General features: G+C 46.1%; 23 protein-coding genes. 11 read left to right on the plus strand and 12 right to left on the minus strand.

Annotation, left to right across the window (positions count from 1 at the left end; genetic code table 11):
- Positions 1 to 207 precede the first annotated feature (207 nt).
- Positions 208 to 1,104, minus strand: coding sequence for a helix-turn-helix domain-containing protein (locus tag ACYVI9_RS15515; protein ID WP_460766204.1), 897 nt, complete (start codon positions 1,102 to 1,104; stop codon positions 208 to 210).
- Positions 1,105 to 1,207: 103 nt separating this feature from the next.
- Here ACYVI9_RS15515 and ACYVI9_RS15520 point away from each other — a divergent pair, with 103 nt between their 5' ends.
- On the plus strand, positions 1,208 to 1,825 hold the full coding sequence (locus ACYVI9_RS15520) for a hypothetical protein (RefSeq protein WP_460766207.1): 618 nt from the start codon (positions 1,208 to 1,210) through the stop codon (positions 1,823 to 1,825).
- 533 nt (positions 1,826 to 2,358) lie between these two features.
- Here the strand turns inward: ACYVI9_RS15520 and ACYVI9_RS15525 are convergent.
- The 5 genes from ACYVI9_RS15525 to ACYVI9_RS15545 are packed head-to-tail and all read right to left on the minus strand — an operon-like array spanning position 2,359 to position 5,884.
- Positions 2,359 to 3,024, minus strand: coding sequence for a hypothetical protein (locus ACYVI9_RS15525; protein WP_460766210.1), 666 nt, complete (start codon positions 3,022 to 3,024; stop codon positions 2,359 to 2,361).
- Positions 3,025 to 3,027: 3 nt separating this feature from the next.
- Positions 3,028 to 4,029: a hypothetical protein gene (locus ACYVI9_RS15530; protein ID WP_460766212.1), complete on the minus strand. Its 1,002-nt coding sequence runs from the start codon at positions 4,027 to 4,029 to the stop codon at positions 3,028 to 3,030.
- Positions 4,026 to 4,634, minus strand: a complete 609-nt coding sequence (locus ACYVI9_RS15535) for a hypothetical protein (protein WP_460766215.1) — start codon at positions 4,632 to 4,634, stop codon at positions 4,026 to 4,028. The genes ACYVI9_RS15530 and ACYVI9_RS15535 overlap by 4 nt, the downstream gene beginning before the upstream one ends.
- Positions 4,635 to 4,683: 49 nt before the next feature.
- A complete protein-coding gene (locus ACYVI9_RS15540; RefSeq protein WP_460766217.1) occupies positions 4,684 to 5,193 on the minus strand; it encodes a hypothetical protein in 510 nt (169 codons plus the stop codon).
- Positions 5,194 to 5,215: 22 nt separating this feature from the next.
- Positions 5,216 to 5,884, minus strand: coding sequence for a hypothetical protein (locus tag ACYVI9_RS15545; protein ID WP_460766220.1), 669 nt, complete (start codon positions 5,882 to 5,884; stop codon positions 5,216 to 5,218).
- Positions 5,885 to 6,443: 559 nt separating this feature from the next.
- Here ACYVI9_RS15545 and ACYVI9_RS15550 point away from each other — a divergent pair.
- Positions 6,444 to 7,145 carry a LytR/AlgR family response regulator transcription factor gene (locus ACYVI9_RS15550; protein WP_460766223.1) on the plus strand — a complete coding sequence of 234 codons (702 nt, stop codon included), beginning with the start codon at positions 6,444 to 6,446 and terminating at the stop codon, positions 7,143 to 7,145.
- A gap of 162 nt (positions 7,146 to 7,307) precedes the next feature.
- Positions 7,308 to 9,029 carry a tetratricopeptide repeat-containing sensor histidine kinase gene (locus ACYVI9_RS15555; protein ID WP_460766225.1) on the plus strand — a complete coding sequence of 574 codons (1,722 nt, stop codon included), beginning with the start codon at positions 7,308 to 7,310 and terminating at the stop codon, positions 9,027 to 9,029.
- 293 nt (positions 9,030 to 9,322) lie between these two features.
- Here ACYVI9_RS15555 and ACYVI9_RS15560 read toward each other — a convergent pair whose 3' ends face one another.
- Positions 9,323 to 9,541 (minus strand): type II toxin-antitoxin system HigB family toxin, encoded by a 219-nt coding sequence (locus ACYVI9_RS15560; RefSeq protein ID WP_460766227.1) that lies wholly within the window; start codon positions 9,539 to 9,541, stop codon positions 9,323 to 9,325.
- A 243-nt stretch (positions 9,542 to 9,784) separates the two neighbouring features.
- On the opposite strand from ACYVI9_RS15560, the gene ACYVI9_RS15565 reads away from it, so the two are divergent.
- The 8 genes from ACYVI9_RS15565 (at position 9,785) to ACYVI9_RS15600 (ending at position 20,644) form a co-directional block, all read left to right on the plus strand.
- Positions 9,785 to 9,877, plus strand: coding sequence for a transposase (locus tag ACYVI9_RS15565; protein ID WP_460766261.1), 93 nt, complete (start codon positions 9,785 to 9,787; stop codon positions 9,875 to 9,877).
- 576 nt (positions 9,878 to 10,453) lie between these two features.
- On the plus strand, positions 10,454 to 11,023 hold the full coding sequence (locus tag ACYVI9_RS15570) for an RNA polymerase sigma factor (RefSeq protein WP_460766230.1): 570 nt from the start codon (positions 10,454 to 10,456) through the stop codon (positions 11,021 to 11,023).
- 63 nt (positions 11,024 to 11,086) lie between these two features.
- The gene (locus ACYVI9_RS15575) at positions 11,087 to 12,244 is read left to right on the plus strand and encodes a FecR family protein (RefSeq protein WP_460766233.1); all 1,158 of its coding nucleotides are present in this window, start codon (positions 11,087 to 11,089) and stop codon (positions 12,242 to 12,244) included.
- 126 nt (positions 12,245 to 12,370) lie between these two features.
- Positions 12,371 to 15,853, plus strand: a complete 3,483-nt coding sequence (locus ACYVI9_RS15580) for a SusC/RagA family TonB-linked outer membrane protein (RefSeq protein ID WP_460766236.1) — start codon at positions 12,371 to 12,373, stop codon at positions 15,851 to 15,853.
- A 5-nt stretch (positions 15,854 to 15,858) separates the two neighbouring features.
- On the plus strand, positions 15,859 to 17,325 hold the full coding sequence (locus ACYVI9_RS15585) for a SusD/RagB family nutrient-binding outer membrane lipoprotein (protein WP_460766239.1): 1,467 nt from the start codon (positions 15,859 to 15,861) through the stop codon (positions 17,323 to 17,325).
- Positions 17,326 to 17,350: 25 nt separating this feature from the next.
- Positions 17,351 to 18,883, plus strand: a complete 1,533-nt coding sequence (locus tag ACYVI9_RS15590; RefSeq protein ID WP_460766242.1) for an alkaline phosphatase family protein — start codon at positions 17,351 to 17,353, stop codon at positions 18,881 to 18,883.
- Positions 18,884 to 18,918: 35 nt separating this feature from the next.
- Positions 18,919 to 20,151 carry an MFS transporter gene (locus tag ACYVI9_RS15595; protein ID WP_460766245.1) on the plus strand — a complete coding sequence of 411 codons (1,233 nt, stop codon included), beginning with the start codon at positions 18,919 to 18,921 and terminating at the stop codon, positions 20,149 to 20,151.
- 64 nt (positions 20,152 to 20,215) lie between these two features.
- Complete coding sequence (locus ACYVI9_RS15600; protein ID WP_460766247.1) at positions 20,216 to 20,644, plus strand: nuclear transport factor 2 family protein; 429 nt, start codon at positions 20,216 to 20,218, stop codon at positions 20,642 to 20,644.
- Between the two features lie 121 nt (positions 20,645 to 20,765).
- Here ACYVI9_RS15600 and ACYVI9_RS15605 read toward each other — a convergent pair whose 3' ends face one another.
- Genes ACYVI9_RS15605 through ACYVI9_RS15625 form a run of 5 tightly spaced genes read right to left on the minus strand, consistent with a single transcriptional unit; the run spans position 20,766 to position 24,308 of the window.
- Positions 20,766 to 22,199, minus strand: a complete 1,434-nt coding sequence (locus ACYVI9_RS15605) for a phytoene desaturase family protein (protein ID WP_460766250.1) — start codon at positions 22,197 to 22,199, stop codon at positions 20,766 to 20,768.
- Positions 22,196 to 23,113 (minus strand): TIGR01777 family oxidoreductase, encoded by a 918-nt coding sequence (locus ACYVI9_RS15610; RefSeq protein ID WP_460766253.1) that lies wholly within the window; start codon positions 23,111 to 23,113, stop codon positions 22,196 to 22,198. Before ACYVI9_RS15610 ends, ACYVI9_RS15605 begins: the two co-directional genes overlap by 4 nt.
- 27 nt (positions 23,114 to 23,140) lie before the next feature.
- Positions 23,141 to 23,773: a hypothetical protein gene (locus ACYVI9_RS15615; protein WP_460766256.1), complete on the minus strand. Its 633-nt coding sequence runs from the start codon at positions 23,771 to 23,773 to the stop codon at positions 23,141 to 23,143.
- A gap of 26 nt (positions 23,774 to 23,799) precedes the next feature.
- A complete protein-coding gene (locus tag ACYVI9_RS15620) occupies positions 23,800 to 24,108 on the minus strand; it encodes a hypothetical protein (protein ID WP_460766258.1) in 309 nt (102 codons plus the stop codon).
- Between the two features lie 14 nt (positions 24,109 to 24,122).
- Entirely contained in the window at positions 24,123 to 24,308 is a 186-nt protein-coding gene (locus ACYVI9_RS15625; RefSeq protein ID WP_460766264.1) for a TonB-dependent receptor plug domain-containing protein, read from the minus strand.
- Between the last annotated feature and the right edge of the window lie 140 nt (positions 24,309 to 24,448).

Genomic DNA, 24,448 nt, shown 5'->3' on the forward strand with positions numbered 1-24,448 from the left:
AAGTCTATATGTAGTACTTCATTCTGCTCACGGGTGCCCGTAATGTCAAAATAGTCTACTAAGAATTCAGGTAGCAGTTGCTTCAGTATCTCTTCGGGGTTCATATAACCGCAAATCTAAAAAAATCAACCCGCCTCCCCAACTTTTGAGATTGATCCTCAATTCCCCAGTAGAGAAACTGATCGGTTTTGGACGGGAAGATTCTACTTAAGAGCTGATTTCAAGCTTATATCCTTTTCCACGTATAACCACAATTTTGATATTCGGATCAGGTTCCAATTTTTTCCTAAGCTTTGATATGAACATATCCAGACTACGTCCCACAATAACACCTTCATCTTCCCATATTTCTTTTTGCAGCCTGCTTCTCTCAATTATCTCATTTTGAGACTTTGCGAAAATGCTGAGTACACGGGTTTCAGTTCCGGTCAGGTCTGTTGTTGTGCCGTCTATTACCAGCTTCCGGTTCTTCGTATCGAACAACACTGCTCCCAAAGTGATCATGTCCGTATGCTGATCATCCACAGGTATAACTTTTCGCGGTTTAACAGACCTGAAAAAAATAAAACCGACAACTGCCAAACATAACAAGCCTCCTCCCAGCAAATATTTATTCTTTGCGGTAGTGATACCGGGCGGTTTAAATTTAATGTTGATGATGTAACATGCTACGGGTTGCCTTCTTCCTAAACAGGCTACAATATCATCCTTTTTATTTTTTGATATAGCATATCCATAAGCTACACTGGCATTGGCACAGTTAAGTACGTTAACAACATAATCACTTGCGAAAGGGTCTTTGGCCAACAAACGCTGAGTAGTACTCACCAGGGAGTCAGGTTGAAAAGTAAGTTCTTTCTCAAACCTTACCTGGTATTCATTGTCACCGAGTTTTTCTACAGGAAGTACCCGTGATGTACTGTCGCCCGACTGTAAAAGTAGTTCATGTCCTATCCTGCGGAGCAAAACTTCTCTCCTGGAGATATCAAAATCGTCACAATCTCTTATGCTGAAAGCCACACATATTACAGAGATAAATAAAAATAATAACAACCCGAATAGGTACTTGCGTTTCCCGGAGAGGAGGTTTCGGTTATCAGACATACTATTTTACAATTTATTTACAAAGGTTACATTTTTATTTACAATCCTGATTTCCAGGCTGAAAAATAGGAAGTTAATTTCGTTGAAATCAATTTTATAAGATATGAAAAATAAAAAAAATGCCTCAAACGGATCTGATTTATCAGGAGATAGATCTATGATTAAACCCACAAAAAATATGAAAAAAGTTATCTATGCGTTGATCTTACCGCTGATAGTGGTAAGCGGACTAGTATTTGCTAATCGCGAAATCAAAAATGAAACTTCTGAAAAATCAACCCCAAAGCCACTCTCTGCCGCTGAAATGAAAGCCGAAAGGGAAAGATGGGAGGCTACCCCTGATGGTTTAAAGTACAAAAAATGGGAAGCGTCTCCCGAAGGTAAAAAAGTGCTTGCCGGTGCAGCTAAAATAAGGAAACCTACAAGTGCTTTTACCAATATGGAGGCTGTTGTAACCTCTCTTTCTCTTCCGCCAGGCTCACGATTAGGTTTCGGAGTGATGGTCAGGATTAATGGTGACGATTATATTCTCAGTTTTGGGCTGGAAAACGCTGATGAATTTCAGCAATTGCATAGCCTGAAAGTTAACGACAAAATAATTATAAGAAGCCATAGTCTATCGTGGGCGCCCAAGTATTCATATCCAATAGTTTCGGGCGACTATGTAGAACGAGACAGTAAAATAATTTATAAACGTACTCCTCGCAAAGGCGGTTGCTGAGTAAATAAATTATGAAATACGCACACGTATATGCTTTGTTCCTGGTGTTTGTTTTTCATACCTCCTGTGGACAAAACCAAACAAACGTACCACAAGATAATTTCAGTAAAGGACGCAATGTCTACTCCGGGTCTCAACTTAAAGAGGCGGCTACCTCCAAGGTGCCTATGAGTATAGTTCGGAATGTAAAACAAGGAAAGAATGGCACCATTTTGATTGCTGCATCATGGGGTTGTAGAAGGCCGGGTTCGAGCCCCCGCTCCCAGAATTTTTGGATGGATTCGCAAACACCTGAATTCTCATTGAGGGGGTCTTTATTTTCTTTACGATAGAGCAGGTAGAATTCGAAGCGAAAGTATTTTGCTATACAAATTTTAGTTCAATCTGAATGCTAACCGCATAGGGAGAAGGTTACTGCCTAACAGGGCCAAACCGCAAGTATCAATAGGAGTCCCCCAATGAGTAAACACAAAATGGCGATTACTGTAATAATGCGATGGACTATTTTTACTTTCATTATATGAACTAATATGTTATTGTGCTGTAAATGTGCCATAGTGGTAAACATTGGTACGCGTGCGATAATTTACTTCCAGTTTGCCATTCAACAGCACCATAAATTCCGTATCGCGATTGTTCAGTTCTACCCGTGCCGCAAAATTTCCGATGGACCTGTAGTTCTGGGTGCGGACGGTAGTGCCCAGATTAAACCCTGCATCTACTGTAGTTCCACTAACAGCAAAACTGTAGAAGAAATGTGGATGTAGTACTGACTTATCCCCATTATAATAAGTTCCTGTAAAAGTATTTCCGCTCAGTTCGTTGCGCTCCAATTTTTTAATCAGAGTCACGCGCGTGTAATAAGGGTCGGAACTCCACACGGAGTCGCCCTTAAACATAAAGCGAATGGTACCTATTCCTCCTTCTACATCGATATTGTTGTCCACTACAGTATAGGAAAGGGTGCTGCCCTCCCCTACACTATGCTTCTTGACTTTTTTTCCCGGCATGAATTCATAGATACCATTGAGTAAACCACCGCCTTTGTAGTACAAAAAATAACCTTCAGGATTATTAATGTCAAAGGTTGTATCGGCTTCTTCTGCGATGCTATCAACGTCTTTGCTACAGGATGTAAGGACTGTCGTACCCAGTAAAAGCAGGGCGAGCAGGCAGTAGCGTAAAAGTTTTGTATTCATTTTCTATTGTTTAAAGAAACCAAGATCAGATGAAGCGACTACGGAAAGGGTTACTGATTTTTTAAGCACTTCTTTATTGCCATTCATCGCCCTGAAATGTATCACGATGGAACTCATGATTAGCTCGGTGCCTACATCACCGCTTTTGGGTTCGTAAGGATCGATGGCCAATATCTGCCATTTACCGTCATCGCCGATGCTTTTTTCAAACCTGCCCAATTTCTTGTTTTTTATCGGTGTTACTTTCTTTTCGATTTGTGCCGGTACGCCCATAACTTTTACCAGTTTAGTGTATTCTATTTTTGTCCCCGAATAATATACATCAACGAAAACTTTTGATTTGGGCGTGCCCGTACCCCGTATTTTAAATGGTGCTGTACCTACTGCAGCTGATAGCATATCTATTGAACTTGCGGTAATCCCATTACCTACATTTGTGTACACTTTAAAATCATTCCTGACCTTATCATCGGTTAGTAAAGTGGCTGTAGAAACGGCTATGAGTTTATCGTCAGCCAGCTTTATTACGCAGCGTACCGGTTTTCTGCTTTTCAGGCCATCTTTCGCTTGACCAGCAACTATCTTTACATATCGCCCGGTAGCGCCATCCCTGAATTTCACCGTTACCGTTTCCGGCAACGACCAGGAGCCTTTGCTGCCAACAGTGGTCCTGTAGTTTTGCACACCATAAGGACTTTGTTTGCCCGCAGCTACAAACACCGGTTTGCCGCTACCACCTTTTGAAACAGGGGTTATATGTATTTCGATGCTGGCACCGGGAACACCGTAACCTGATATGCGAAATCGCTTCTTGAGGTCCTGCCTCTCTGTGGGTGCATTGAGTTTAAAATTATCGTCCAGATCCTTTTGCTTCCGGGCCAATAAAACCGTTGATTGAACGCTAGCGTTTTTTACTTTTATCGTTTCCCTTACTTGAGCAAACGACGACAATGTAAACAGTAGGATCAGGGCAAAAATGCTGATGGCTTTTTGTTGAAATTTCATAGCTGTTGGTTTATTTTTTTAATACGGGTCTTATTTTTCTTATACGGTGTTTTAGGCGGAATGGGTTGTGGGTTTAGCTTCACCCTTTCAAATTTTTTCTGAAACTGTATCATTTCCCCATGAGGTATGGGTTTTGCAAGAACCGTTTTCTTTTTTGCCAGTTTAAGTGAGCCCATTTTTTTAATGGAACTTGGAACAATATTGTAAACGGTTCCGGCAGATTCCTTGCCGTGATAAAAATGAAATATAAAAAGCAGGTATTCCACATCGTAAGCGCCGGCAGGGGGATTAAGGTCAAATCCGTCCATATGCCAATGCCCATTTAGCTCCACCCCGGCTTGTATTTCCATGATTTGCATGTATCCTCCGGAGTTCTCGTTAAGTCTGTAAGTGAGTTGGAGTATGCCTTTTACAACAGATTTGTTGGTTTCCCATTTTCCCGGTTGATCAAATCCTCCCTTCGCAGTAAACGGAAAAATTACACTATTGGGGTTATTCGCCTGGAGGTTGGTAGCCCTTGGCACGGCCGGTTCCTTTGCGTTGGGTTGGGCGAAAGACGCTGCTGAGAAAACAATCTGCAATAAGATGGTTATTAAATATTTCATTTTCATCTATTTAGCATTTAGAGTTATTAAAATATTTTTGTTCTATTCTTTACTCTACGGGTATAAATTGCCAGCGGTAAGCGGCTTCGTCATCGTCGGCACCAAACCAGGGCTCGTCATCGCTAAACCCGGTGTTTTTGGTATACATAGCATCGCCACCCATTTTATTGTTTTTGATAACAAAATTCTCTCCGTCTGCGTCAATGCTAAAGCTGCTGTATGCATCTTTGGTCGATACAATAGCATTGCCATTGTCCGGCACATGGTGTGGACGCAAGTAAAAACCTGAAGCGGCGTTTTGAAACGTGTAACTGATGATTTCAGTACCGTTTTTTGCCTTGGCTACATATTTTCTAATATTCCATTTTTGCATACCTCCTTTCTTAAAATTCTTTAGTCGGGTATTGCTGTTGATACCTCCATCAACGGGGCTAAGGGCGCGGCCGATAGCCAGGTTTACAATAAAGTAGGTACCGTCTTCGGGGCCCTGCTGCGCCTTTGCCGATGCTGATAGTGCCAGGCAGGCAAGCCATAGCGTCATAAATCTTAATGTTTTCATCATTATAAATTTTAGTGGTTTTTTATTGTTCCTCAAAAGTGCCATAATGAGCTCCAATAGCATTTTGTGCTACATAGTTTACTTCCAGTTTACCGTTTACAAGCACCATAAAATCCCTATCACCATTGACCATCCTTGTCCTTGAGGCAAAATTGCCAATGGGTGTATAGCTTTCGGAGCGCAGGGTCGTACCAGTATTAAACCCTGCTCCAAAGGTGTTGCCGGTAGCGGAAAAACTGTAAAAGAAATTTGGGTGAAGCACGGCCTTAACGTAGGTATAGTAGGTACCCGCGAAGGTTTTACCGGCCAGTTGGTTACGCTCGGGGGCTTTGATCAAAACAATTTCTTTGATATCTCCCCGATTACTCGTCACGAGATTATCATTAAACGTGAAACGGGTTTCGCCTGCTATATCAATGGTATTGTTGTCAATTATTGTATAGGCATTCGTGTAATCACGACTGGGAGTATGCTGTTTAACCACATTTCCAGGCATAAATTCAAACAGGATTATACGACGAAAAGAGCCGTTGTCAAGTGAGGTTTTTACATACAGAAAGTATCCCTCAGGGTTGTTGATGTCAAACGTTTCCTCGGGTTGGGGGGTGTCGCTTTTACTACAAGCCACAAGGGTTGCCAAACCGGTCATAAGGAGTACGAGCAAGCGGTATGTTAAAAATTGAGTTTTCATAACAAGTGGATTTTGTGATAAATGAAATCTATTACAAAGGTTTTCAGAACTGTCAATCTGCACAACCCTAAATCGACGAACGACCATATAAATAGACGGAGGGATGATATTTGAGAATTACACCTTATTATAGGTGAATCTCCTCCTTTCATAGTTTCCAAATTCACAATGGGAACAATGTTATTGGCAAAAATTAACCTGATCGACCGGCTATAGCAATCATCCGGATCATGGCATATTTTTACCAAACCAATTTAATCTGTGGGCGTAATTTGGTATGGAAGAATATTTAAAATTATTAAAAATCTTACTCGTTAATACTAAGGAACAGGCGTTTAGAGTGGTAGAAAAAATAAAGTACAACGATACCAGGATGCTACGCACCACCGATGCGTTAACCCAGAACCGAAGGGGCATTAAATAGCAGAATCTGTTTGCAAGGCGCTCGCAGATAACCGAAAATTGAAGAAATCGGATTTAACGCCTTTAGTAAATGAAGGTCGGATAGAGTGCCGTTTCATTTTTGCGTACATTTGATCTACTTAAAATGCTGTTTTCTATGATATACCGCTGCATTATTATAGATGACGATGAGATAGACAGGCTTACTGTACAAGCCTTTGCGCGGAACTATGGCTTTCTGGATATCGTTGGCGTGTACGATAACCCAACCGCTGCCCTGGGGGAAATAGAAACCACCAAACCGCAGGTATTACTATTGGATATCGATATGGGCGAGATTAGCGGCATGCAGCTTCGCAAAGAACTCATCGATACGGAAGCCTGTATTTTTATCACTTCCTATCCCGACTATGCCGTGGAGAGCTTTGAACTGGCGGCTTTGGACTTTCTGGTAAAACCTCTCACAGGGGAACGCTTTGCCCTTTCCATGCATCGATTAGAGGAATACCTGCACATGCGTAAAAAATCTGAAATGCTGGACCACAGCCTCCATGGCGACACCATCTTTATCAAGGATGGGCATGAGCAGGTAAAAGTAAGGAGCAGTGACATTTTATACTTAGAAGCCCTGAAGGACTATACCACAGTGGTAACAAAAGCAAAACGATACCACGTGCTGGCTTCGCTGGGCAATCTGTTAAAGACCCCTTCCTTTGAAGGCTTTCTACGCGTTCATCGCAGCTACGCCGTACAACCGCATTTTATAGACAAAATGTCCCGGTCGGAGTTGCTTATTGACGGCATATCGGTTCCGGTCGGTCGTAGTTACAAAGAAGCCGTAATGAATTTAATCAGGTAAATGATAGGGATAAAAAACTCCATACCACTGTTCCCCCTCCTGTTACTTTCAGTGATGTGTGTTTGCGCCCAAGACAATCGGGAATATGTCGATTCGCTTAAAAACATCCTTCTCACCACCAACAATGACTCCACAAAAGCAAGGATGTATATACAGATGGCCATGGCTACTAGATCGGATCCGGAACAGGCTTTCAAATACCTTAACTCCGGTTTGTCCATTGTCAAAAAAATGGACTGGACTAAGGGTTACGCTATTTATTACAACGATATCGGGTCTAATTATAATGATCGAAGTATTTTTGACAAGGCCGTTGAATATTACCAGAAATCGCTGGATTATTCTGAAGATTTGCCCTCCGTACGCATATTGACTTTCTCTAATTTAGCCCAACTGTATACGCATCAGGGCAACGATTCATTAGCGCGGGTATACAACGAAAAAGTATGGCCTATTTCACAAAAACAAAACTTGAAGCGTGAAGAAGGTCTATATTATACGAATGCCTCTTTTATTGAAAAAGACAGTTTAAAAAAACAGGCGTTACTCAAAAAAGCTATTGCTGTTTATTCCGAAGTACAGGATTCTCTACACCTGGCAGTGAGCTATCATAATCTGGGGGAAATTTCAGGCGATTATCGAAACCAGTTGAATTATTATCAAAAGGCCGAGGCTATTTTTGATCGAGTTTCACCCTTTTACAGTATCGCTGTTTCAAATAAAATTGCCTTAGCAGAGGAACATCTGTTTCTTGCCGGAAACGATAGCCTAAAAAACAGCTTGAATATTGAGGGTAGTAAAGCTATACTTTTAGAGAAAGCCGAATACTATATTAGGAAAGCCATGGAAACGGCTGAAGCAACTGGCAGTCTCCAGAATCTTTTTTATGCCTACGGTGTGCTTGCTCAGATAAAGAGAGAAAAAGGTGAGTTTGAAGAGGCCCTGAAATACGCTGAATTGAGCTATTCCAAAACCGATTCGCTTTTTTCGCAGGAAAATAAGAACCGGCTGGCAACACTGGAAAGCCAGCGTGAACTCGACCGACGCGATAAGGAACTGGCGATAAACAAACTGCAGCTGAGCAATGCCCGGCGTTCCCGGTTTGCGTTGATCGGCGGGGCCGGATTGCTGTTTATCATAGGAGGCTTATTGCTTTACCAAAATGTGCAACGCCGTAAAACTAACAACAGATTGCTTTCCCTTAATAATGAACTGGACGAAGCCAACAAGATAAAAACAAGGTTTTTTGGTATTTTAAGTCATGATCTTCGCGGCCCGGTAGCTAACCTTATCCATTTTCTCCGCCTGCAAAAAAATGCTCCTGATTTACTTGATGATAGAAGTACAGAACTGCATCAGCAAAAATTAACTGCTTCTGCAGAAAATCTGTTGGAAACAATGGAGACCGTTCTGCTATGGAGCAAGGGCCAAATGGAGCATTTTACGCCTCAAAATAAGCCGGTGCAGGTAAAATCACTTTTTGAATACCTCCGCAATAATATTCCCAATGATCCCTCAATTGCCATATCTTACAACAATCCTGAAGCCATTTCTATTAATACCGATGAGGATTACCTTAAAACGATTCTATACAACCTGATGATAAACGCACTGAAAGCCCTTAAAAACACACCTCATCCAAAATTGGAATGGAAGGCTGTAAACAGGGGAGGCAATGTACTGATTAGTATTACGGACAATGGCCCGGGGATTTCACACGAGCAGGCAGATGCACTTTACAACAAAGAAGCGGCAGTCAGAACGAAATCAGGATTGGGGCTTCATATTATCCGGGACCTTGCTGAAGCCATCCAGTGCCGTATCATTTTGGACACCGGGCAAAATAGGGAAACGGCGTTTACCCTGATTTTTGGTAGTGTTTAATAGTTTGTGAAAATAGTTTTCTCTTGGATCTGGCCAGCTTAAAAAATGAAGCTAATGAGCCTGAAAAAGACAGGCATGATTTCGTCTTACCGGGTAGCGGACATTTAGGAAGGACATAACTATACTACTAAATTTTAACCGTGCTCCCCTTCTATCCGACATCCCGGGTTCTTATTATAGCCTACATATTAATAATTTGTAACTGAAGTTTTCCTCAATTCGCCTGTGAACTACCCATTGGCTAAAGACCAATGGGCTTCGGACTTCAACGCCCTGAGCTTCTTTTCAGAAGTCTACTCTATATCTACGATTAATTGATATGTATTTCCATGAACATTGAAAACGACCCGCTTATCCGTAAGAATAGAAGCATTCCGATATTGGCTTTTCAGTTCGTTAGGATTACTCCAACTCGCTGTCTCTACTTCTTCATACCAGGATAACAAAGCCTGTTCGGCCTGTGGAAATTCCTCCCAATATACCTTTAATGTTCTTACAGCATTAATCCTCATAGGCCAATATACAAAATGTTACCATTTTGGTAACATTTATTTTACTGATGGATAAGGGGGACTAAAACCGTTTGCAAATGAAAAGTTTAGTTTCGAGATTAGAAGCTTTAGCTAAGAGCGTATTGAAATATTATGGATAACATTTTCTTACCCCAAGCCTTCAAGTAATAAACAACTATTTACTGGCATAGGAATCTGGAAAAACTGGCATAATTTCATTGTACCGGGTAGCGGACCTTTATGATGAAAGCTTTCTGGTCAAATTGTTACTTTGTTTGCTCTAATGGAGAAGCAAGTCCTGAAACTGTCCGTCAATATATTCTTTCACAAGGCTAAATTTTTCTTGTGCCTTACATCGCAAAAGCTAAAGAATTTTTGGTTTTACGGCACGGTTTATAAAAGCCCCTTTAATGCGACTGCATTTTTCATGGTTGGAGTTGTGTCTCGGATCCGTAAGGTCAGATATGCGTTGCCCCATTTTCCCGGTATCCTGACAAGCAGACAATCGACTATTGATTGTCAACAATTCTTATCGGTAGTCGCGCAAATGCTTGAAAATAATATTCGTTCCTATTCGTACCGGACAGAATTTCCCTGAAAGCCTTTGGAACAATCCGGTAATAGATGAACGATAAACCAAAATTTTTGATACCGCGATAGGTACAAATACCCTGCAGGCACCGCATGCATGGTACGATGCTTCCCGGCCCGATCCGGAGCACTAAACTTAGCAGCGGGATTACAGGGAGGCAGTGGTTTCGATTAAAATCTTACATTTACAACTTGTCACTTCGGCAATGCTGAAGAAATACAACAAAGCAGTCGACCTGGATTGCGTTGTCGGAAATTATACACTGACAGACTGCTCCTAGCTTTTAAAACTTTGGCTATCGATTGGCTTACAAGCTGTAAATGATTATTTATCAATCATATAACGACGAAGAACTGGCAGCCTTATTACAGCGCGGCGATGCTGGTGCGCTGGGAGAAATATATAAACGCTACCAGGGCATACTGCTCAGTCATGCCTGCCGGCGCCTTCCCAACCAGGAAGAAGCCACAGATCTGGTACAGGAGTTGTTTGTCTCCCTGTGGATAAACAGAGCGCAGCTCCAAATAACATCGACACTGGCAGCCTATCTGTACCGTGCCGTCCGCAACCGTATTCTTAATGTCTATCGGCACCAGAAATTACAGGATACCCACCTCAAATCCCTGCAGCTGTATTTGGACGCCCATCCCCGGGTACCGGAAGAACAGATGCGCCAAAAAGAACTGATACGTCTGGTCGAACAGGAAATTGCCGCCTTACCACCCAAAATGAAACTGATCTTCGAGATGAGTCGCAAGCTGGATATGAGCCACCGGCAAATTGCTGAAGAGCTGGATATCAGCCCGCATACGGTGCGCACCCAGGTCAAAAGTGCACTGCGGGCCCTTCGCGCCAAACTGGGAGAAAATATTTTTTTCCTGTTTTTTTAATTTTCTTATACCCCCTCCCCCTTTTTCAGGTGTCTTTACTATAACAAAGCTTGTCATACCCATATGAAGCATTACGCTAAAGAATTATTGGACAAATACCTGTCAGGTAGGGCCAGCGACGAAGAAAAAGCACTGGTCGAAAGCTGGTATTTGCAAGCCTCCAATGAGGGGGCAGGTCTGACAGCGCAGGAATTGGAAGAAATCCATGAAAAGGGACTTCGGTCCTTACAGGCCCAAATCCGACATAAAAAGCGAAGGGGTTCTGTCTGGCTGCGGGCCGCCGCCTGTGTAGCCGTTCTGGTCGGTCTTACCTGGATTTATATCAGTTATGAAAGGGGCACCGATACGACGGCGCTGGCAAGTCAGGAAAAACAGCCATCGGCTGAAATCCTGCCAGGAAGTAACAAGGCCGTCCTGACACTTGGAAATGGCGAAAAGATCAACCTCACTGATGCCAGCAACGGTGCCCTGGGCCAGCAGGCCGGCATTACGATCTTGAAACAATCTGACGGGCAACTGGTGTATCAATATGATAAAAACCTGTCGGCACAGACGGCTTCCGCAGCACTTAATACCCTGGAAGTACCTCGTGGCGGACTGTACCAGTTACAGCTTCCCGACGGAACAAAAGTCTGGCTGAATGCCGCTTCCAGTTTACAGTATCCATGCAGGTTCAGCAGCACTGAAAGGCGGGTAAGGCTCTCCGGCGAAGCCTATTTTGAAGTTGCCAAAAAAATCAATGGTTCCCGGGTACCCTTTATCGTTGTTACTGAAAATCAGGAGGTCGAAGTATTGGGTACGCATTTTAATGTCCAGGCCTATCCGCAGGACGAGCAGACCAATACCACCCTGCTGGAAGGTAGTGTCAAAATAAGTGTAAAGAACACTTCTTATTCCAGTTTACTTAAGCCGGGACAACAGGCTGAAGTAAACCCGGCTGCACCAGCCCGGATCCGGCGGGTCTCCAACGATGACGCCATTGCCTGGAAGAAAGGATATTTTGCTTTTGAAAATGCCGACCTCCGGGTCATTATGGATAATCTGTCACGCTGGTACGATGTCAATGTCGTGTACAGGGGCCGTATTCCCAGGCAGCAATTCGGGGGCGCATTTCCACGCTCAGCCATGCTTGCCGATCTGTTAAAACATCTCGAAACTTACGGCAATATTCATTTTAAAATAAAAGGAAGAACCATTATTGTATCATCAACAAAAATATAAACCGAGTCGTACCCAATAATAAAAACCGGAAGTGCAGCAACACTTCCGGCCACCATCCCTAAAGATGGCATCGGGTAAATCTCAATTGTAGGTAATAACAGATTGTAAATTAAACCCAACACACAAATGTATAGAATATACACTGCATTTGTCGAGTTTAAGTTTCTTAAATCCCGACATGGCTCTTTAAAACCTTTACTGAAAGTGAAGCTGATTACGATTATTCTGTTGAATGCTTTTATTTATGTCCACGCTTCCGGAAATGCGCAGACCGTATCACTTTCCGTCAGAAACTCGAATCTCAAGGAAGTATTCAGGTTACTGAGGGAACAAACGGGATATGGCTTTCTTTACAGGGAGGCGGATTTGAAGCGGACCCGCCCTGTCACCCTGCATGTAAGGAATGCTCCATTAACCAAAGTGCTGGATCAATGCCTGGCCGATCAGCTATTGACATACCATATTGACAAGAACCTGGTAATCATTAAAAGAAAGTCGGTCAACCGTGCCCCGCCACCCAAACCGGAAATGAAACATAGGGTAAGCGGCCGCGTGACGGATCAGAACCGGCAGCCGCTGGTCGGAGTAAGTGTCACCATTAAAAATGGTTCCGGTGCTACGATGACGGATAATACGGGCCGGTATCAGATTGATGCCGATATAGGCGATTCGCTTATTTTTACCTATGTCGGATACCGTACCCAGACAATTGTTGTCTCAAACAAAACCCAGCTAAATGTCGTTCTCCAACTGCAGGAAACTGCATTAGATGAAGTGGTTGTGACGGCATTAGGTATCCGCCGGGAAGAAAAATCCCTGGGATATTCAGCCCAGACGGTAAAAGAGAATGCCGTCAAGGATGCCAAAACCAATAACTGGGTCAACAGTCTGAACGGAAAAATCCCCGGACTGAATATACAATCCGCCGGTACAGGCCCGCTGGGTTCCTCGCGCATTACCCTAAGAGGAGAATCCTCCCTGAATCTGGATGACAACCAGGCCTTAATTGTGATTGATGGCGTTCCGGTAAGTAATAAGATTACCGGCACCGGTTTTAGTTCTTATCTGGGCAGCGATAATGCCATTGATTTCGGGTCGGATGTCTCCGATTTAAATCCGGATGATATAGAAACTGTCACTGTCCTGAAAGGCCCGGGCGCCACAGCCCTGTACGGCAGTCGGGCTGCCGGCGGTGCCTTGATCATTACCACCAAATCAGGTGCCAATGCCAAGGGGCTTGGGATCACTTACAATGTCAATGCCAGCATCGACCAGGTCAACCGCTGGCCTGATTATCAGTTCGAATACGGCGAAGGCCGAAAAGCGGATTACTTCTCCTATCTGGACAGTGAGGACGGACCGAATACAGCCACTGATGTCGCCGCCGGCCGGGCCTGGGGGCCCCGGTTTGAAGGCCAGTTATACTACCAGTTCAATCCGGATGCGCCCGACGGAAAACCGGTCGAAAGAACACCCTGGGTCGCCAATAAAAATTATATATCGGACTTCTTCCGGACAGGCTTTACCCTCTCTAACAGCATTGCCATTGAAGGCGGTGGGGAAAAAGGCAGTGGCCGTTTGTCACTAACGCATTTAAAAAATGAATGGATCCTGCCCAATACCGGTTTTGAGCGCAGTAATGTCTCCCTGTCCTTTAATCAAAAAGTCACCAGGAAGCTAAAAATAAGCGGGAAAGTAAATTACACGAATAAAAGAAGCGACAACCTTCCTGCCGCAGGTTATAACAACCAGTCGATCATGTATTTCCTGATTCTGGGCGCCCTGCCTAATATCCGTTCAGAATGGTATAAACCCTACTGGAAACCCGGCCTGGAAAATGTGGAACAGCGCAACCCCTTCAATCCCGGTCCTGACAACCCCTATCTCGACCTGTATGAGATGCTCAACAAAATGAATAAACATGGCATCGTAGGAAGCGCGAACGCCACTTACGCCTTCAACGATCATTTGGAGCTGATGCTGCGAAGCGGACTGGATATGTCCTTTGAGTACCGTTCCCAGCAAAGGCCTTTCAGTATGACCAAATATCCCCGGGGGATGTTCCGGGAACAAAACGTGTTTAACTATGAGCTGAATACAGATCTGTTGCTCACCTATAAAAATCGGTTGAGTGATGATTTCCGATACAGGATCTCCGGGGGCGCCAATGCCATGAAGCAGCGCTATGACTTTGCAGGCATTTATGCCGACCAGCTCGCCCAACCTGGCGTGTACCAGATATCCAACAGCCTGGATCAGGCTGTCGCCGATCCCCAGCATATGCAAAAAGCGATCAATAGCGTATATGCCTATGGTCAGATCAGTTATAGGGATAAAATATTTCTCGATCTGACGGGCCGTAATGACTGGTCGAGCACCCTGCCTTTTGAAAATAACTCTTTCTTCTACCCTTCTGTCAGCAGCAGCTTTATCCTGAGTGATCTGTTTCAACTGCCGGCCCAGGTCTCATTTGCCAAACTTAGGCTTTCCTGGGCCCAGGTAGGCAATGATACCCGTCCCTATCAGACCAGTAAATACTATGACCGTATTTACAGTAATAGTTTTACCAACCCCTCGGTGCTCTTCAATCCGGACCTGAAGCCGGAAATTACTTCCAGCTTTGAAGCAGGTATCGATGCCCGATTTTTTCGCAGCCGGTTGGGCATAGACGTTGCAGTCTATACCAATAACAGCCGCAACCAGATACTGGCGACCCCGATCGATCCGGTCTCGGGCTATTCCCGGGCCCTGGTAAATGCGGGATTGATAAACAGCCGGGGTGCCGAAGTTGCACTGACGGTGAAGCCCATCGTAAGAAAGGACTTCTCCTGGACTACCGTGCTGAACTGGAGCACCAACAGAAGCTATGTCAAAAAGCTGGCCGAAGGCATTACCAGCCAGGTCATTTACAAACATGCCGAAGGCGTCACCATAGAAGCCCGGGAAGGTGGTCGTATGGGTGATTTATATGGCAACGGTTTTCAGCGTTCTCCCGAAGGTAAGATCATCTATTCATCGGTGGGATTGCCGGCATCCCTGGATCCGGTCGTTAAAAAACTGGGCAATGCTTTTGCGGACTGGAAGGCCGGTATCTTGAATGAAGTAACGGTCAAAAGGTTCCGGGCCAGCATCCTCATTGATGGCCAGAAAGGCGGCAGTATGTTCTCCCAAACCAATGTAAAGAATAATACTTTGGGTAAAACCAAAGTCACCCTGCCGGGCCGGGAAGAAGGTATTATCGGCGACGGTGTTGTATTCAACCCCACGACACAACAGTATGAACCCAATACCGTAAAAGTTCCTGCCAGTTCCTATTATACCAATTACTATAAGATCAACAACGCCGAGACCAATATTTTCGACGCATCGTTTATAAAAATAAGGGAGGTCCGTTTTGAATACAGTTTACCGCAGGATTTTCTGGGCCGTATCGGTATCAGACAAACCAAGGTTGCGGTATACGGACGGGAGCTATTCAATTTTACCAAATTCCCCGCATTTGATCCCGAAGGAGGTAATTTAAACAATGGGACCATCACGCCCGGCGTGGAGCTGACACAGTTTCCTTCAACCAGAAATATGGGCATCAACCTAACTTTTAAATTTTAACAGCTATGAACAAATACATACTTCTGTTAAGTCTTTTTATAGCAGGCTGCACCAAAAACTTTGAAAAAATAAATACGGATCCGAACCGACCCAAGGAAATTACACCCGGGGTAATGCTGGATCAGCTGCAATACCGAATAGTCAATACAACGATCAAGGCTTCCAAATCCTTCACCAATGCCCTGATGCAGGTAGATGCGCCCCGGTCCAGTGCCGGAGGTGGCGGACTCCACCGCTACCAGATCGGCACCAACGCTGGTATCTGGACCGACCTTTATGACCGGCTGACGGATATCCAGGACATCTATTCGATGTCGCTGGCCCTCGAAGAGGATAATTACCGGGCGATCGCCCTGATCTACAAAAGCTGGGCCTATTCCATACTGACAGATTTATACGGTGATGTGCCTTATACAGAAGCCACCCGGGCTTCAGAAGCTTTGTTTCAACCGAAATTTGACCGGCAAAAGGATATTTACGAACAGTTACTGCATAATCTCGACACCGCTGCCAGTCTGCTGGACGAAAGCCGGGCCCTTACTTATGGTGGCGATTTGGTGTATGACGCCAATAGTCTGTCAGGATCCATTTGTCCTGGTATTGTCAAGTGGAAAAAATTTGCCAATTCGCTAAAGCTGCGTTTACTGCTAAGAATTTACCGCCGACAGGATGAAATCAATATCGCCGAACAGATCCAGACCATTCTGGCCGACCCTACGACTTACCCGGTATTTAACAGCAATGCTGACGAGGCGATTTTCAGGTATACCGGTTCCTACCCTTATTTCAACCCCTATTATAAATCGCGGCAGGTAGACTGGAGGGACAACGACTATTATACCAAGTTTTTCCTGAAGACACTCAACGAAGCAGAAGATCCCCGCAGGGCGGTATGGGCCAACCAGGTGAAGGTAGACGGGCAACTGCAGTATAGCGGAATCGAAAGTGGCTATCCGGCCGATCTGGAATACCAGGTAGGCAAGAATTCCAGTTACAGTGATGACCTGAAAACCCTGGAATCATTGGGTATAATGATGACCTATGCTGAAGTCGAGTTTATCAAGGCCGAACTGGCGCTCAAAGGTTTTAACACCGGTCAATCGCCCAAAGCGCATTATGAACAGGGTATCGCGGCTTCGATGAATCAATGGGACGTAACCATGCCGGCCGATTTCTTAACCCGGCCCGCGATAGCTTATCCGTCATCCGGAACTGAAACAACGCAGCTGGAACAGATCATGCTCCAGAAATACTATGCCTACTTCTTTGTCGACTATCAATCCTGGTTCGAAAAAAGAAGAACGGGCTATCCGGTCCTGCCCCGGGGTGCAGGTATCCCTGCCGAAAATATTTTTCCCAACCGCATCGCCTATCCTACCTATCTTCAGTCACTGAATGCCGAAAACCTGGCAGCCGCAGTAGCCGCCATGGGTGGCGACAACAGTGATATCAAAGTATGGTGGGCCCAATAACAGTAATCATTTACAAAATCCAATAATGAATCTTCGTTTGACAAAATACCTGCCACTGATCGTCCTGTGCCTGACAGGTAAGCTGCAAGCTGGTGCGCAGCCAAAGGCATCCAATGAAAACAAAACCCTGGTGATATTCTTTGACGGCCTGCGACCCGATTATATTACGAAAACCGCCATGCCCAATTTATATGCATTCAAACAGCAGGGTAGTTATGGCAACCATCACCATAGTGTCTTTCCGACCGTAACCAGGCTGAATGCTGCCTCTTTGGCCACCGGCTCATATCCAGACACCCATGGCATTATGGGTAATACTATTTTTTTTCCGCAGATCAGCACGAATAAGACCCTGAATACAGGCGATGCAAAAGACCTGCGGAAAGTCGCGGCTGCCACCGATGGTCAATTGCTCACCGCCCCTTCTCTTGGTGAAATTCTCGCGGCCAATGGAAGGGATCTGATGGTTTTCAGTTCCGGATCTACCGGGCAGGCTTTGCTGCAAAACCATAAGGTAAAAGGCAAAGGCATTATAAATTCCGAAATGATCCTGCCGGCTTCTCTGGCGCAGCAAGTACGCAACGAATTAGGCGCACCACCCGCCAAAGAGGCACCCAATGAAGACAGGCACCGGTGGGTAACCGATGCTTTTCTGAAATACGGACTGGCCAAGGACGGCCCTCAGGTATGTACCGTCTGGTTTTCGGATCCGGATCATGCCGGTCACAGTCACGGGATGGGATCTCCCGAAGCCCGGAAAGCCATACGTGCGGTTGACCATGAATTTGGCAGAATCCTGACCGCATTGACACAGCGCGGACTAAGGGACAGCTATAATATTATTATATCGGCAGACCATGGATTTGTCACCTATATCGGTCAGCAGACCCTTAGCTCCTTTCTGATTGCAAAGGGATTTAAAAAAGATAAATCATCGGATGATGTCGTAGTAGCGGGTGGGGCCATCTATGTCAAAAGCAAGGATCAGCAACTGATCCGTCAGATCGTGGAAGCATTGCAGCAGGAGTCCTGGGTGGGTGCCATTTTCACCAGGGCCGTCAGTAAGGGGAATAATAAGGGATGGGTCCCGGGTACCCTTTCCTTTGACGCCGTCCACTGGAATCATCCCACCAGAGCGGCCGATATTCTTGTCGACAGGAATTGGAACATGGACCGTAATGAGCAGGGTTATGAAGGTGCCGGCTTTTCCAAAGGCGTCGCCGGTCATGGCGGATTAAGTCCCTATGAAACCTCCATTCCGCTGATCGTTTCCGGGCCGGCATTCACCAGCGCCCGAGTATCGGAGCTGCCCACATCGAATGTCGATATTGCCCCCACCCTGTTGGCCCTGTATCAGATCCCGGCACCGGCTTCCATGGAAGGCCGGGTGATGCGGGAACTGATGAAAAATCAGAAAACCCCAAAGATTAAGCCCATTGCGGAAACCATCAAAACCCAGGCAACAGGTAAGTGGGGTACTTATGAACTCGAACTGAAACAAACCCGCTATGGCAGCTACCGCTATGTCGACAATGCCCGGGTACACAGAAAATTCTGATTAAAAAACAGCCCAGACCTTATTAAATGATTAAAATGAGTGGTACAAAATCCCCGCTTCGTATATTGTTGTCCCTACCCGTCATTGTAGCCGCATTGGGTTATTTTGTGGACATCTATGATCTGTTATTATTCGGCATCGTAAGACTCCCGAGTCTGGCCTCCCTCGGCTACATGCCATCCGAAGTATCCACCCTGGGTGCCAGCATCATCAGCTGGCAGATGACCGGTCTTTTACTGGGCGGCATCCTATGGGGCGTCCTGGGCGATAAAAAAGGCCGGCTATCGGTATTGTTCTGTTCGATCATTACCTATTCCATTGCCAATATTTGTTGTGGCTTCGTGCAGGATGCCGGTACTTATAAGGTCTTACGCTTTATCGCAGGTGTCGGTCTGGCCGGCGAGCTGGGTGCCGGGGTAACACTGGTGGCAGAAATCCTGCCCAAGGAACTCCGGGCCATCGGTACTTCGGTCGTAGCCTGTGTCGGACTCCTGGGCGCGGTCGTCGCCTACTTTACCGTCACGATGTTTGACTGGCGGATCGCCTATTTTGTGGGCGGCGGCATGGGCCTGTTGTTACTATTACTACGAATCGGCGTCTTTGAATCGGGCGTCTTTGAGAAAATGAAACAGAAAAAGGAAGTAAAACGGGGCAATTTCCTGATGCTTTTTTCGACCCGGGCCCGTTTGTTTACTTATCTGCGCTGTATTGGGATCGGTGTCGTTACCTGGTATATTATCGGTATCATAGCCACATTCAGCAATGAGCTGGGTGAAAAACTGGGCATAAAAGAACCCATTGTACCCGGCCTGTCGATCATGTGGTGTTATGTGGGCCTGTCACTCGGTGATTTCTTAAGCGGCTTTTTTAGTCATTACCTGGCATCCAGGAAGAAAGCCGTATTCTATATGATGCTGTTTACCCTGGTCATGACGATCGTATTCCTGTATGTGCCTCTGCACAGTACATTTGCCTTTTATACAGTTATCCTGCTTTTGGGACTGGGTATCGGTTACTGGGCGATGTTTGTCACCATCGGCGCCGAACAGTTCGGAACCAACCTGCGGGCCACTGCGGCCACCACCATACCCAATATGGTTCGGGGCACGGTGGTCCTGATGACAACAGGCTATGTCTTCCTGAAAGAATTTGTCGATGTGATTCAGGCATCGATGTGGATCGGTCTGATCTGTTTTGCCATTAGTATTTACTCGATCCTGACGATCCCTGAAACCCATAACCGGGATATGGACTTTATTGAACAGTAGTGCTAAAAACATTTTTCGATAACGAAAGGATGAAAAAAAAATCTACCAACTAAAAATATATAATATGAAACTTGGATGGCTATTGCTATGGATATGTATGGTTACCTGCAGCGTGCAGGCGCAGACAAATGAAACCAGGGAAGTGGAAAAAGCAGTCGAAACACTTCGCCAGGTTTTGCTGCAGCCGGATAAGCAGCGCATTGAAGAACTGGCCGCCCCCTGGCTGAGTTATGGCCATTCCAGTGGTGAAATTGAAAACAGGGCGACTTTTACCCAATCACTTTTTTCCGGAAAATTTACATTTAGCCGCATTCAGTTAAAGGATCAGACCATCAGCATCCGCAATGATATTGCCATTGTAAGACATCAGTTCCTGGCAGCTACCCGGAACAAAGGCAGTAAGCCTGGTCAACTGCGTCTGGGGGTGCTGCTGGTATTTCAAAAAATCGAAGGCCGCTGGCTGCTGATTGCGCGCCAGGCTTTTAAACTATAGCGCTTCCCATCCTGCTCCGATAAAATAAGGGTAATGCCGTGGTGGTCAACTTCGGTTTCTAATAGGCAGCATTTACCACTGCCACTACCTACCGGACAATGTACAATCGCTACCGCCATTTTCATACTTTAATGCCATATACGTCGTTGAGCGCTGTTCTGGCGGCATGGTAGCCGTTCATGCCATGTACGCCGCCTCCAGGAGGTGTGGAGGAGGAACAGATATAAATGCCTTTGGCAGAAGTCCGGTAAGGCGATATCCGGAGTGCCGGACGGGTATACAATTGTCTTATATCCAAAATGCCGCCATTGATGTCCCCGCCAATATAATTGGGGTTATATAATTGCATCTGCATGGCATTCATCGTCTTTTTTGACAGGATCGTTTCCCTGAATCCCGGGGCAAACCGTTCAATCTGATTTTCAATTTCAGTAGTCATGTCTCTTTGCGCCCCATGAGGTACATGGCAATAGGCCCATGCCGTATGTTTTCCCTCAGGTGCCCGGGTCGCATCAAATTGGCTTTGCTGGGCCAGCATCACAAAAGGCCGCTCGACATAGTTGCCCTTACCCGCCTCAGATTCTGAATACGCAATTTCTTCATAACTGCCCCCGATATGCACCGTGGCCGCCTTGCGGCAGCCCAAACTGGTAAAAGGGATCGGCTCACTCAGGGCCCAATCCACTTTGAACACGCCCATACCGTAGCGGTAACGCTGCAACTGCCATTTATACAAAGCTGAAAAACGGTGACCGGCTATCTTCAGTAATTGCCGGGGTGTCACATCAAAGAGCGTGATCCTGGCTGCCGGCAGTTCATCAATATGGGTAATCATCCGGTTGGTCTCAATCACCCCGCCGATTGATGTAAAATAGGCTGCCATCGCATTGGTTATGGATTGAGAACCCTGCCTGGCAATGGGCCATCCCTTATTATGTGCTGCTGCCGCAAGCACCAGCCCGATGGCTGATGTGGTCGCATTCGAGAGGGGCTGTATAGAGTGTCCGGCCATACCGGCCCAGAGCGCTTTGGCTTCCCGGGTTTGAAACCTTCTGGCGATAGATGAAGCGGGCTGTAAAGCCTTTAAGCCAAAGGCCGCCAGCGGTACGGGATGCCGGGGAAATTTTAAAGGGCCTAAAATATCCCCGACAATTTTATCCCAGTGCTGCACCACCGGCTCAATCAGGTCATAATAGACCATTTTATCTGCACCCAGCGAGGCAGCCGTCGCTTCCAGCGATCGGCTAACCAGGGCGGCGCGTCCGCCGTCAAAGGGATGGGCCGTAACAATCGGAGAATGTAGGAATTCCAGTCCAAATTCTTCCAGGGGCAATGAAGCCAAAAAGGGAGAATGAACTGCCATGGGATGCACGGCCGAACAGATATCATGTAAAAATCCGGGCAGGGTTACAGCGGCAGTCCGGGTCCCCCCGCCTATCTGTTCTTTACCTTCCAGCAGCAATACCGAAAGCCCCGCCTGCTGCAGGGTGATGGCGGAAGCCAGGCCATTCGGTCCGGCGCCCACTACAAAAGCGTCATAGGAATTTTCTGTCATTGATGGTACAAATTTAGCAGTGCCGGTTTTAACCGGGGATAAGTAAAACGATAGCCGGTATCGTTCAATTTATCAGATATGGCATAACGGCCCTGCAGGACCAGCTCCGGTTCCGTTCCGATAAGCCGGGCCCCGATACGCACCAGGGCCGCGGGGTTCGGCAGCCCGAACCTTTGACCCAGCGCCCGCCGCAGCTCCTGCATAAAAACTTCATTGGTGACGGGATGCGGGCTGGTGCAGTTGAAAACGCCAGTATAATGGTCATCGATCATGGCGGCTTCGATTATACCGAGAAAATCTGCTTCATGTATCCAGGAAAGATATTGTTTGCCGTTACCGATACGCCCGCCCAACCCCCATTTTACCAATCGCTCGAAAGGAAGCAACAGACCGGTTCCGGACTGGAGTACCACACCGGTCCGTAGCACTACCCGACGCACTGCGTCGAGGGGTGCCTCAAAAAATGCCTGCTCCCATTGCCGGCAGACTTCGGCGGAAAAGTCTTTGCCCAACGGGGAAGATTCTGTCAGTTTCTCGGTAGCACTATACCTATAAATCGCCAGTGAACCTGCGTTTATCCATACCTTCGGTGGTGTTTTTACCAGCTGCAGGGCCTGGCCCAACACACGGGTGGCGTCCACCCTGGAACGAATAATCTCCTGCTTGTTTTTTTCGGTATAGCGGCAATTGACAGATTTACCAACCAGATTAATTACCGCTGCAGCACCCTCCAGTTCCGCTGTCCAGTCACCCAGGCGGCGGGCATCCCAATGTACATAGCGGATTTGACCGGTGGTGGCAGGTGCAACCGTCCGGGTCAGCACGACGATTTGAAAGTCCCGCTGTGGTAACCTGTTACTGATCGCCTTGCCCAAAAACCCCGTGCCGCCAGCTATGATAATTTTTCTGCTCATATTCATCGTTTCTGCATTCACCCTTGTTTAAAACGTACGAACGGAACTGCGCCTTCCTTCCACCAAAGGATATTTCTTATCAAGGCGTTTCAATAAGACTGAAATGGAATCGCCATACGCGTTAATACCCTCCAGGCTGATCGATTTATCCGAGGCATCCAAATGATATTTCAGGCGCTGCTTTTCATATTTATACTCCCGGTTCTTGTTTTGCAGTACCAGTACTTTTGAAGCCGTATCTGCCTCATAGAAATAATATTTTCGCTTGCCGCTCATCCCGCCTACTTCCCAACGTGTTACACCCAGATCCCTGTTTTTGTTCAGTTTAAACAATCGATCAGAAATTTGGGTGTTTTGCTGATTGAGGCGGTTCTGACCACGATCGCCCTTTACCCGGAGTGGTGAATAGCCAATCATCCTGTCAATATAGGCAGGCTTATTGGTTTTAAAGCTCAAAGAAGACCATTTTTCAAAACTGGCGTCCTGCCAGCGCACCGTATCAAAGGGATTATAAGGCAGTACCTTATGGTTCCATTCGAACCTTTCCACATTATAATAGCCTTCGGTATTCGCCAAGCCCGGCGTACTGGGAATATTGTAATTATTGCCATTAAAAAAACCGTAGCCCCAGAGATAGGTGGCGCCGACAACAAAGATCAAATTAAATACCAACTTGGCCGCCGTTCTCAGGCCTTTGTCAAATCCTGCCAGGAAACAAAGATGCCCAGCAACGCAAAATATGCCGCAGGGACAGCGACGCCCGCGTCATAAGCATGATTGGCAATACAGATATTAATACATACAATCGCTGCCAGTAATCCGCCCAATCCGGCCGTTTTTCTATGGAGCAACAACAGGCCCGGTAAGAATTCCGCCAAACCGAGGAAAACGGTGTAATTGAATGAGGTACCCACATGCGACCAGTATAATTTCTTTTCCGCCGTATCGGCAAATGAGGTGTTCAGCATGCCAATGGGCGGAAAAACCATTTGCATCGGGAAGACCTTCTTTAAACCCCATCCCATCGCTGTCCCAGCCGCCTCCTTTTGGTAGTGATAATTACCACCCCATTGGCGCCTCTGTAACCATAAATGGAAATTGCGGTCGCATCTTTGAGGATTTCAATATTCTCGATATCATTGGGATTGATATCAGCCATCGGCGAAGTGGTCCTGTCGGCATTAATACTTTGCAGCGATACATTATTAGTGAACTACCCATTGGCTAAAGACCAATGGGCTTCGGACTTCAACGCCCCCGAGCTTCTTTTCAGAAGTCTTATTTAAGGCTCTGCCCGTGTAATCGGAGAGTTCCGCCCCGATGATTCTTATTCCT

Source organism: Niabella terrae (assembly GCF_054783135.1).

Bases quoted from the DNA above. Each gene is read 5' to 3' on its own strand.
- ACYVI9_RS15570 (WP_460766230.1), top strand. From the start codon at position 10,454: ATGATTATTTATCAATCATATAACGACGAAGAACTGGCAGCCTTATTA.
- ACYVI9_RS15535 (WP_460766215.1), bottom strand. From the start codon at position 4,634: ATGAAATATTTAATAACCATCTTATTGCAGATTGTTTTCTCAGCAGCG.
- ACYVI9_RS15555 (WP_460766225.1), top strand. From the start codon at position 7,308: ATGGCTACTAGATCGGATCCGGAACAGGCTTTCAAATACCTTAACTCC.
- ACYVI9_RS15610 (WP_460766253.1), bottom strand. From the start codon at position 23,113: ATGAGCAGAAAAATTATCATAGCTGGCGGCACGGGGTTTTTGGGCAAG.
- ACYVI9_RS15520 (WP_460766207.1), top strand. From the start codon at position 1,208: ATGAAAAATAAAAAAAATGCCTCAAACGGATCTGATTTATCAGGAGAT.
- ACYVI9_RS15595 (WP_460766245.1), top strand. From the start codon at position 18,919: ATGAGTGGTACAAAATCCCCGCTTCGTATATTGTTGTCCCTACCCGTC.
- ACYVI9_RS15560 (WP_460766227.1), bottom strand. From the start codon at position 9,541: ATGAGGATTAATGCTGTAAGAACATTAAAGGTATATTGGGAGGAATTT.
- ACYVI9_RS15605 (WP_460766250.1), bottom strand. From the start codon at position 22,199: ATGACAGAAAATTCCTATGACGCTTTTGTAGTGGGCGCCGGACCGAAT.
- ACYVI9_RS15575 (WP_460766233.1), top strand. From the start codon at position 11,087: ATGAAGCATTACGCTAAAGAATTATTGGACAAATACCTGTCAGGTAGG.
- ACYVI9_RS15525 (WP_460766210.1), bottom strand. From the start codon at position 3,024: ATGAATACAAAACTTTTACGCTACTGCCTGCTCGCCCTGCTTTTACTG.
- ACYVI9_RS15530 (WP_460766212.1), bottom strand. From the start codon at position 4,029: ATGAAATTTCAACAAAAAGCCATCAGCATTTTTGCCCTGATCCTACTG.
- ACYVI9_RS15585 (WP_460766239.1), top strand. From the start codon at position 15,859: ATGAACAAATACATACTTCTGTTAAGTCTTTTTATAGCAGGCTGCACC.
- ACYVI9_RS15580 (WP_460766236.1), top strand. From the start codon at position 12,371: ATGTATAGAATATACACTGCATTTGTCGAGTTTAAGTTTCTTAAATCC.
- ACYVI9_RS15590 (WP_460766242.1), top strand. From the start codon at position 17,351: ATGAATCTTCGTTTGACAAAATACCTGCCACTGATCGTCCTGTGCCTG.
- ACYVI9_RS15545 (WP_460766220.1), bottom strand. From the start codon at position 5,884: ATGAAAACTCAATTTTTAACATACCGCTTGCTCGTACTCCTTATGACC.
- ACYVI9_RS15550 (WP_460766223.1), top strand. From the start codon at position 6,444: ATGATATACCGCTGCATTATTATAGATGACGATGAGATAGACAGGCTT.
- ACYVI9_RS15600 (WP_460766247.1), top strand. From the start codon at position 20,216: ATGAAACTTGGATGGCTATTGCTATGGATATGTATGGTTACCTGCAGC.
- ACYVI9_RS15620 (WP_460766258.1), bottom strand. From the start codon at position 24,108: ATGCAAATGGTTTTTCCGCCCATTGGCATGCTGAACACCTCATTTGCC.
- ACYVI9_RS15540 (WP_460766217.1), bottom strand. From the start codon at position 5,193: ATGAAAACATTAAGATTTATGACGCTATGGCTTGCCTGCCTGGCACTA.
- ACYVI9_RS15565 (WP_460766261.1), top strand. From the start codon at position 9,785: ATGAAAGCTTTCTGGTCAAATTGTTACTTTGTTTGCTCTAATGGAGAA.
- ACYVI9_RS15515 (WP_460766204.1), bottom strand. From the start codon at position 1,104: ATGTCTGATAACCGAAACCTCCTCTCCGGGAAACGCAAGTACCTATTC.